Origin of the sequence: Frankia sp. AgKG'84/4 (assembly GCF_023242965.2) — a bacterium.
Classification (GTDB): domain Bacteria; phylum Actinomycetota; class Actinomycetes; order Frankiales; family Frankiaceae; genus Frankia.
Genome location: NZ_JALKFU020000243.1, coordinates 1 through 7,654, shown reverse-complemented (window position 1 = coordinate 7,654; position 7,654 = coordinate 1). Strand labels below are relative to the sequence as shown.

Genomic DNA, 7,654 nt, shown 5'->3' with positions numbered 1-7,654 from the left:
CGCGCCGTCCGACGAAGCACCGTCGGGTGCGGCCGCGGCAGCGGCGCCGTCTGCCGTGGCGCCGCCGCCGTGTGCGGCGGCCACCCATGCGCGCTGTTCGATCAGTCCCTTGCGCAGGTGGTGCAGCCCTTCCTCCAGCGGGCGCCGGCGCGACTCCACCAGGCCGTCGGTGAACATCACCAGCGCCGAGCCGGGGGGCAGCGTCACGGTCATCTCGCAGAAGTCGGCACCCTCGTCCGCGACGCCGAGCGGCAGGCCCGGGTCTAGCACGAGGTAGTCCGGGTCCTCGTCGGGCAGGATCACCAGCGGGGCGAGGTGGCCGGCGTTCGCGATGACCGCCCGGCCGGTGTGCCGGTCGTACACCGCGTACATGCAGGTGGCGAGCTGCAGGCCAGGCAGCAGGCCGACGACCCGGTCGAGCCGGGACAGGACCTCCGCCGGCCCCCAGTCTTCCAGGGCGTAGGCCCGCAGGGCCGCGCGAAGCTGGCCCATCACCGCCGCCGCCTGCAGGCCACGGCCCATCACGTCGCCGATGGCGACGCCGACCCGGCCGCCGGACAGCGGGATGACGTCGTAGAAGTCCCCGCCGACCTCGGTGCCAGCGGTGCCAGGCCGATACTCCATGGCGATCTCGACGCCGTCGAGGGCGGGCGGATGGGCGGGCAACAGCGATCGCTGCAGGGTCAGTGCCGACTCCTGGGCCTCGCGGAAACGCAGGGCGTTGTGCAACGCGAGGGAGCCGTGCCGGGCCAGGTCCTCCAGCAGCGCGATCTCGTCCCTGGAGTAGAAGATCTCCGGGCGGCCGACGGTCAGCACCCCGATGACCTCACCGCCGGCCGCCAGCGCCACGTTCGCGATCGGCCCGTCCTGGATCTGGCGGAAGCGGTGGTAGGCCAGCTCGTTCGGGAACGACACCCTCGGCTGCAGATCGCCGAGCTTGGGCAGGCAGTAGACCTGCCCGGTGCGCAGCACGATCCCGGGCGGGTACTCGTCGCTCAGCCGGGGCGGGCTCGCGGCGATCATCGCCCGCAGCAGCTGGCCGATCCGCGGATGGGCGGCGAGGCAGGCGCCGAGCTGCGGGGTGTCCCCCTCCCGCACCCAGACCAGGGCGATGGTGCCGAACCGGGGCATGGCGATGTCCGCGAGCAGGCTCACGACCCGGTCGGGGTCGAGGGTCTCGCCGAGCACGAGCGCCGCGTCGGCGAGGAAGGCCGAGGGCGAGCCCGTGGCACGCTCCCGGCCGGCGGTACGCGGCCCGCCGAACAGTGTGCGCGCGAACGTCCGGGCGGTCCGCAGCCCGGCCGCCGTCGAGGTGCGCGCCCGCCGAGTCAGTGCGGCTGCCGCCGAGCCGCTGTCGCCGCCGTCGGTCCGGCCCCCCGCGGGTGTCTCGGCCTTGGCGGCAGACACCTCGAGGGGGTTCCCGGACGACGGCACGGACGACGGGGCTGCTTCCTTCTGCCCCCGCCGGAATCCGACTCCCGGGACTGGGCCGTAACGGCCAGTCACCTGGTCCACCCGAGAAAGTCTAGTTCGGTTACCTGATATCGCGCATCGCGAGAAGGTAGACCGAAGGAGGGATCGGTGCCCCATCGCCCTCCCTTCGCGGGCGTCGGCCCGCTTCGTCGGCAGACCCGAACAGTCCGCACGACCACGGCTTTCGTCACCGTCGCGGGGCCCCCGGCGGCACCCGCGCGGGATTCGATTCCGGCAGCGCCAAAGACGCCAGGAAGGAATACGTGGAGACACATCATCGCAGTACAGATCATTCCATGACCGACCTGTCCGAAAAAGACCACACGTCCGGGAGCAATATGCCTGCCCGTCACACTGGTACCGCCCAGATCGCGGAGCTCCCGGCCACCTCGACCGGAGTCGAACGGGACGCGGACTGGTGGCGGCGGGCCGTGCTCTACGAGATCTACGTGCGCAGCTTCGCGGACTCCGACGGCGACGGCGTCGGCGACCTCGCCGGCCTTCGACAACGCCTGCCGGCGCTGGCCGAACTCGGCGTCGACGCGCTGTGGATCACACCCTTCTACCCGTCGCCCATGGCCGACCACGGCTACGACGTCGCCGACCACCGCGACGTCGACCCCCTGTTCGGCACCCTCGCGGACTTCGACGCACTGCTCGCCGACGCCACCCGGGCCGGCCTCGCCGTGCTCGTCGACCTGGTGCCGAACCACTCAAGCTCGGCACACCCGGCATTTCAGGCGGCGCTGGCGGCACCCCCCGGTGATCCCGCACGCGAGCTCTACGTCTTCCGGGACGGCCGCGGTCCGCGGGGCGAGCAGCCGCCGAACAACTGGCCGTCCATCTTCGGCGGCGCCGCCTGGACCCGGGTACCCGACGGCCAGTGGTATCTGCACCTGTTCGACGCCGAACAGCCCGACTGGAACTGGTCCCACCCCGCCGTCCGCGCGGATCACGAAGCGACCCTGCGCTTCTGGCTGGACCGGGGGGTGGACGGCTTCCGCATCGACGTCAGCCACGGCCTGGTGAAGGACGCCGAGCTGCGGGACAACCCGAGCGGCCAGGTGCTGGACCCGGACAGCGGGTTCCGCGAAGAGGCCGAGCCGCGGATCTGGGACCAGGAAGGCGTGCACGAGATCTACCGCGGCTGGCGGGCCATCACCGACGGCTACACCGCCCGCGACGGGCGGCCGCGCGTACTCATCGGCGAGACCTGGGTGCGCGACCCGGCCCGGCTCGCCCGGTACGTCCGCCCGGACGAGCTGCACCTGACGTTCTCGTTCTCGCTGCTCACCGCCCCGTTCTCGGCGGCGGGCTGGCGCGCGGCGATCGAGGCCGAGAGCGCCGCGCTTGCCCTCGTCGGCGCCCCAGCGACCTGGGTGCTCTCGAACCACGACGTGGTGCGGGCGGCGACCCGTTACGGCGACGGGGAGCGCGGCATCCGGCGGGCCCGCGCCGCGCTGCTGAGCCTGCTGGCGCTGCCCGGCGTCGCCGTGCTCTACCAGGGTGACGAGTTGGCGCTGCCGCACGCGGAGGTGCCGGCGGCCGCCCGCCAGGACCCGGTCTGGGTCCGCTCCGGGGGCACCTCACCGGGCCGGGACGGGGCGAGGGTGCCGATCCCCTGGTCCGGTACGGCACCCCCGTACGGGTTCACCGCCGACGACGTGGCGCCGTGGCTGCCGCAGCCGGCGGACTGGGCGGGGCTCACCGTCCTCGGCCAGGTCGCCGATCCGATGTCGACGTGGCTGCTCGTGCGGGGAGCGCTGGCGCTGCGCCGGGCCCTGCCACAGCTACGCGGCGAGGAGCTACGGTGGCGCGACGACACCGGCGCGGGCTGCCTCGCGTTCGACCGCCCCGCACCTGCGCCTGCGATGGCATCAAAACCAGCGCAGGTGCGGGGCGGGACGGCCGCCGGGGCGCCAAAGGTGGTACCGGTGGCGGCCACCACCGTGGGGTCCGGCGGTATGACGTGCGTGATGGCCACCGACGGAGACGTCGAGTTCGCGATCGCCGGACGGCTCGTCCTCGCCAGCGGACCTGTGCGTTACGACGGTGCCACCCTCGCCCTGCCGGCGGACACCACGGCGTGGATCGCGCCGCGGGATGGATGAAGGGGCTCACCCGGCCGGTCGGCCGTGCCGGTGAAGCACAATGGACAGGTGAGCCAGCCATCCAGCCCGGCCCAGCCCACCATGACCTTCTTCGACGCCGTCGGCGGTGAACCGACGTTCCGCCGGCTGGTCGCGCGGTTCTACGAAGGGGTGGCCAACGACCCGGTGCTCCGCCCGCTGTACCCGGAGGACGACCTCGCCGGGGCGGAGGAGCGGTTGCGCCTGTTCCTCATCCAGTACTGGGGCGGGCCCAGCGACTACCAGGAGCTGCGGGGCCACCCGCGGCTGCGGCTGCGGCACGCGCCGTTCTCGATCGGCACCGCCGAACGAGACGCCTGGCTCGTCGTGATGCGCGCCGCGGTGGACTCGCTTCAGCTCCCACCGGAGCAGTTCACCACGTTGTGGAACTACCTCACGATGGCCGCGAACTCCCTGCAGAACCGGGCCGACTGACCCGTCCGCGAACGACGCCCGCCCGGCCGCCTCGTTGGCGGCCGGGCGGGCGTCATGGTCCAGTCCTGGATTGGCCTGGGATCGGATTGGCCTGGGCTCGGATCGGCCTGGGCTCGGATCGGCCTGGGCTCGGATCGGCCTGGGCTCGGATCGGCCTGGGATCGGGTCAGCTCAGTCGCGGGTCAGCTTGCGGTGGGTGACCCGGTGCGGGCGGGCGGCTTCCTGGCCGAGGCGTTCGATCTTGTTCGCCTCGTAGTCGGCGAAGTTGCCCTCGAACCAGAACCAGCGGGCCGGGTCTTCGTCGGTGCCCTCCCACGCGAGGATGTGGGTGGACACCCGGTCGAGGAACCAGCGATCGTGGGAGATCACCACGGCGCAGCCGGCGAACTCCAGCAGCGCCTCCTCCAGCGACCGCAGCGTCTCCACGTCGAGGTCGTTGGTCGGTTCGTCGAGCAGCAGCACGTTGCCGCCACGTTTGAGGGTGAGCGCCAGGTTGAGCCGGTTGCGCTCGCCGCCGGAGAGCACGCCCACCGGCTTCTGCTGGTCCGGGCCCTTGAACCCGAACGACGACACCCAGGCCCGGCTGGGCAGCTCGGTCTTGCCGACGATGATGTGGTCGAGCCCGTCGGAGACGACCTGCCAGACGTTCTTCTTCGGGTCGAGGCCGGAGCGGGACTGGTCGACGTAGGCGATGTCGACGGTGTCGCCGAGGATGAGCTCGCCGGCGTCCGGCGTCGCCTGCCCGGTCACCATCGTGAACAGGGTGGTCTTGCCAACGCCGTTCGGGCCGATCACGCCGACGATGCCGCCGCGGGGCAGGGTGAACGACAGGTCCTCGATGAGCAGCCGGCCGTCGAATCCCTTGGCCAGCTGGCGGGCCTCCATGACCTGGTTGCCCAGTCGCGGGCCGGGCGGGATCTGGATGTCCTCGAAGTCACGCGGCCGCGACCTGTCCGCCTCCGCCGCCAGCTCCTCGTAGCGGGCGAGGCGGGACTTGCTCTTGGTCTGGCGGGCCTTCGGGTTGGACCGGACCCATTCGAGTTCCTGGGCCAGCACGCGCCGCCGCTTGGCGTCCTTCTGGCCCTCCATCTTCAGCCGGGAGGCCTTGTTCTCGAGGTAGGTGGTGTAGTTGCCCTCGTAGGGCAGCGCACGGCCGCGGTCGAGCTCGAGGATCCAGCCGGCGACGTTGTCCAGGAAGTACCGGTCGTGGGTGACGGCGAGGACGGCGCCGGCGTAGCGGGCGAGATGCTGCTCGAGCCAGGCGACACTCTCGGCGTCGAGGTGGTTCGTCGGCTCGTCGAGCAGCAGCAGGTCGGGCGCTTCCAGGAGCAGCTTGCACAGCGCGACCCGGCGGCGCTCACCACCGGAGAGCAGCGACACCCCGGCATCGCCGGGCGGCAGCCGCAGCGCGTCCATCGCCTGGTCGAGCTGACTGTCGAGCTCCCAGGCGTTCGCCGACTCGATCTTGTCGATCAGATCCGACTGCTCGGCGAGCAGCGAGTCGAAGTCCGCGTCGGGCGCGGACATCTTCTCGTTGATCTCCTCATAACGGGCCAGCACCCGGCGGATCTCCCGGACGCCGTCCTCGACGTTGCCGCGGACGTCCTTGGTCTCGTCGAGCGTCGGCTCCTGGGAGAGCATGCCCACGGTGAAACCGGGGCTGAGTGACGCCTCGCCGTTGCTGGGCTGGTCGATCCCAGCCATGATCTTGAGGAGGGACGACTTCCCGGCCCCGTTGGGACCCACCACCCCGATCTTCGCTCCCGGCAGGAACGAGAGAGTCACGTCATCGAGGATGACCTTGTCACCATGGGCCTTGCGCGCTTTGCGCATCTGGAAGACGTACTGCGCCATGACGTCAACCCTAGGGCATGGCCGCCGCGACCCTCACGGCGGTGATCGGCGCCACCCCCAGGCCCGCTCACGGACGGTGACCAGTGGGATAACCTCACGCGATCGCGGGCACGGATGACAGGTGGACGGACACCGCGAGGACAACGACCCCCGGCAGGTCACCGGCCAGCGGGGCGGCGCCTGATGCGGGCCAACGACCATCGTTTCGGCCTGGCCGCCGAGGCCTACGTCTTCGGCTACCCCTTGGTCTCCACCGTGCGTCTCATCGATCGCTATGCCACAGCGGGGATTGGCTACGCCCCGGAGGCCGGCTACAACACCTTCTGCCATCAGCGCGACCTGCCCGGGCCGCGCTCCCTGTACGTCAGCGTGGACGCGGACCTGCTGACGTCGATCGCGTTGGTCGATCTCAGCCCCGGGCCGATGGTCCTGCACGTGCCCGGCTGCGGTGACCGGCCGTTCTCCGTGGCGTGCACCGACGTCTGGCGTGACAACTTCGCCTACCTCTCGGGCGAGACAGACGTCTCGTACCTGCTCGTTCCGCCCGGCTGGAGTGGACGCACTCCGCCGGACCTGCGCCGCGTCGAGGCACCGACCAGGCTGATTGCGCTGATGGCACGCATCGGCCTCGACGACCCGCAGGAGTCCCCTGCCGTCTACCGCCTCCAGGACGGTCTCCGGCTGGAGCCGTTGGACCCGGACGCACGCCGGGCGGAGGGACCACCGGAGCGTTCCAAGTCGGTGTGTGACGACCTGCGGTTCTGGGAGGAGCTACGGATCTGGCTGCGGGCCTTCCCCCCGGCGCCGACCGAGGCCGAGTACGCCCGTCATTTCGCCTCCCTCGGCATCTTCGAGGACCCGTCGCCGTACGTGGATCCGGATCCGTCGCTCGCCTGGTCGCTGCGCGGCGGCCTGCGCGCGGGCCGCGACGGGGTGGAACAGGTCGCGCAGGCCGGCCGCGCGCTGCGCGACGGCTGGTCGACGACCCCGCATGCCCTCGATTTCAACCTCGACTTCCTCGGCCCGGGCACCCGCGACGAGCCCGCCTGGCGGGTCGCGGACCGGGAGCAGGCCCGTCTCGCCCGGGCGATGGCCGCCCGCGCGCCGATCGGCATGACCCACGGCTACCAGGCGACCTGCGCGACCTGCCTGGTCGATGTCGACGGACGCCGCCTGACCGGGGCCCATCGCTACACGATGGAGCTCTCACCGCCACCCCAGGTGGCCGCCTGGTCGCTGACGATGTACGACGCGCCCGACTACTACCTCGTCGACAATCCCCAGTCCCGCTACTGGCTGGGCAGCCGCAGCCCTGGCCTGCGCCCTGGTCGGGACGGTTCGGTCCGGATCCTCCTGCAGTGCGAACCGCCCGCGGAGGACGACGAGCGGGCGAACTGGCTGCCGGCCGCACCCGGCGACTTCCGGCCGACGCTGCGCCTCGACCATCCGACCGAGGAGACGCTGGCCGCGTTCACGCCGCCGCCCATCCTGCGCGTCGGCTGATCACCGCCCCGAGACCGCGCCGCCACCGCGCCCCGCGGCGGCGAGGGTGAGCCGCAGCGGTGGTCGGGCGCCTGTGCCGACCTCGGCTGCCTGCCCGAGCGATCCGAGCACCGCGACCGGTCTCACCGCCGTGCCGCGCCCCGCCGTGCCCCGCAGGACGGGCAGGATCTGCTGGTCCACGGTCGATTCGTGACCGCCGCGGTCGGTCGCCCGCAGCGCCACGGTCACTGATGTGCCGCGCCCGGCGGGCACGGTCCGCG

General features: G+C 71.9%; 5 protein-coding genes and 1 pseudogene. 3 read left to right on the top strand and 3 right to left on the bottom strand.

Translation table 11 applies throughout. From position 1 onward, the window contains the following. The coding region (locus MXD58_RS15620; protein WP_250609449.1) for a PP2C family protein-serine/threonine phosphatase at positions 1-1,407 on the bottom strand (1,407 nt) is incomplete at its 3' end. Between the two features lie 404 nt (positions 1,408-1,811). Here MXD58_RS15620 and MXD58_RS15615 point away from each other — a divergent pair. Next, positions 1,812-3,584, top strand: a complete 1,773-nt coding sequence (locus MXD58_RS15615; RefSeq protein ID WP_248838930.1) for a glycoside hydrolase family 13 protein — start codon at positions 1,812-1,814, stop codon at positions 3,582-3,584. Positions 3,585-3,614: 30 nt separating this feature from the next. Further along, positions 3,615-4,037 (top strand): globin, encoded by a 423-nt coding sequence (locus tag MXD58_RS15610; protein WP_518478127.1) that lies wholly within the window; start codon positions 3,615-3,617, stop codon positions 4,035-4,037. A 171-nt stretch (positions 4,038-4,208) separates the two neighbouring features. Here the strand turns inward: MXD58_RS15610 and ettA are convergent, their stop codons facing one another. Beyond that, complete coding sequence (gene ettA, locus MXD58_RS15605) at positions 4,209-5,891, bottom strand: energy-dependent translational throttle protein EttA (RefSeq protein ID WP_248838931.1); 1,683 nt, start codon at positions 5,889-5,891, stop codon at positions 4,209-4,211. A 183-nt stretch (positions 5,892-6,074) separates the two neighbouring features. Here ettA and MXD58_RS15600 point away from each other — a divergent pair, with 183 nt between their 5' ends. After that, a complete protein-coding gene (locus MXD58_RS15600; RefSeq protein ID WP_248838932.1) occupies positions 6,075-7,394 on the top strand; it encodes a DUF1254 domain-containing protein in 1,320 nt (439 codons plus the stop codon). Here MXD58_RS15600 and MXD58_RS15595 read toward each other — a convergent pair. Further along, positions 7,395-7,654 (bottom strand): annotated as a pseudogene (locus MXD58_RS15595) (hypothetical protein); the annotation flags it as partial.